The sequence below is a fragment of the Halomonas sp. 5021 genome (assembly GCF_036663435.1).
Taxonomy (GTDB): domain Bacteria; phylum Pseudomonadota; class Gammaproteobacteria; order Pseudomonadales; family Halomonadaceae; genus Vreelandella; species Vreelandella janggokensis.
The window spans coordinates 1-1,940 of record NZ_JAXOVU010000030.1; the positions used below are offsets into that span (position 1 = coordinate 1).

At 62.6% G+C, this 1,940-nt stretch carries 1 protein-coding gene; it reads left to right on the forward strand.

Annotation, left to right across the window (positions count from 1 at the left end; all coding sequences use genetic code 11):
• A partial coding sequence (gene tkt, locus R3F64_RS19315; protein WP_332613243.1) for a transketolase occupies window positions 1–1,940 on the forward strand: 1,940 nt, incomplete at both ends.

A 1,940-nucleotide genomic window follows, 5' to 3' on the forward strand; every position in this document is an offset into this window, starting at 1 on the left:
CCGTTTTGAGCTGGCCAATGCCATTCGCGCCCTTTCCATGGATGCCGTCCAGAAGGCCAAGTCCGGCCATCCGGGCGCGCCCATGGGGATGGCGGATATTGCCGAAGTGCTGTGGAATGACCACCTCAAGCACAACCCCGAAGACCCGAAATGGGCCGATCGTGATCGGTTCGTGCTGTCCAACGGACACGGCTCCATGCTGCTCTATTCGCTGCTGCACCTGACCGGTTATGAGCTCAGCCTGGAACAACTGCAGAATTTCCGCCAGTTGCACTCGCCGACCGCCGGGCACCCGGAATACGGCTACGCACCGGGCATTGAAACCACCACCGGCCCGTTGGGGCAGGGCTTTGCCAACGCCGTGGGCTTTGCCATCGCCGAAAAAACCCTGGCGGCGCAGTTCAACCGCCCTGGCCACACCATCGTCGACCACCACACCTGGTGCTTCCTGGGTGACGGCTGCCTGATGGAGGGCATTTCCCACGAAGCGGCGTCGCTGGCGGGCACCCAGCAGCTCGGCAAACTGATTGCGGTGTATGACGATAACGGCATCTCCATCGACGGCGAAGTGAAAGGCTGGTTTACCGACGATACGGCGAAACGTTTTGAGGCGTACGGCTGGCACGTGGTGCCGACGGTTGACGGCCACAACCCGGACGAGGTCAACGCGGCCATTGAACTGGCCAAAAGCCACGATGACAAACCCAGCCTGATTATCTGCAAAACCATCATCGGCTTTGGTGCCCCTAACAAGCAGGGCAAGGAAGAAGCCCATGGGGCGGCATTGGGGGATGACGAAGTGGCGGCCGCCCGCGAGCAACTGGGCTGGCCCCATGCACCCTTCCATGTTCCAGAGCCAATCTATTCAGCCTGGGATGCCCGCGAAGCCGGCCGCGCGCACCAGCAGGCATGGAATGCCCGGTTTGACCGCTATGCGGAGGCGTTCCCCGCCGAAGCACGCGAGTTCCAGCGCCGTATGAAGGCGCAGCTGCCTGCGGAGCTGCCCACCGAAGCGCTGCTTGAGCAAGCCCAGGAAAAGGGCGACAGCATTGCCTCACGCAAGGCCTCCTTTGAAACGTTGAACGTGATTGGCCCGCAGATGCCGGAGCTATTGGGCGGCAGTGCCGACCTGGCCCCATCGAACCTGACGTTCTGGAACGGCGCCAAAGCGATCACGCCGGAAGACGCCAGTGGCAACTACCTGCACTATGGCGTGCGCGAGTTTGGCATGGGCGCGGTCATGAACGGGATTGGCCTGCACGGCGGCTTTGTGCCGTTCGGGGCGACCTTCCTGATTTTCATGGAGTACATGCGTAATTCAGTGCGCATGGCATCGCTGATGGGGCAACAGGCGATTTACGTCTTCACCCATGACTCCATCGGCCTTGGCGAAGATGGCCCGACCCACCAACCAATCGAGCAGCTGACCAGCCTGCGCACCACGCCGAACCTGAATACCTGGCGCCCCTGCGATGCGGTGGAAACCGTGGCGGCCTGGGACGCCGCCCTCAAACGCCACTCCGGCCCCACCGCGCTGGTTCTCTCGCGTCAGGGCCTGCCCCATCAGCAGCGCACCAAGGCACAGCTGGCGTCGATTCAAAACGGGGCGTACGTGCTTAAAGACCCTGTTCTCAAGGACAGTGAAGGCACGCCCGAGCTGATTCTGATTGCCACCGGCTCAGAAGTGTCGTTGGCGATGGACGCCGCCGCCGAGCTCGAGCAGCAGGGCAAGGCCGTACGCGTGGTGTCCATGCCCTCGGCCTACCGTTTTAACGGCCAGGATGCCGAATACCGTGAAAGCGTACTGCCCAAGGCGGTCACCAAGCGTATCGCCATCGAAGCCGGGCATGCGGACTACTGGTACAAGTACGTGGGCCTGGATGGCCGGGTGATCGGCATGACCACCTACGGCGAATCGGCCCCGGCGGGCGACCTGTTCA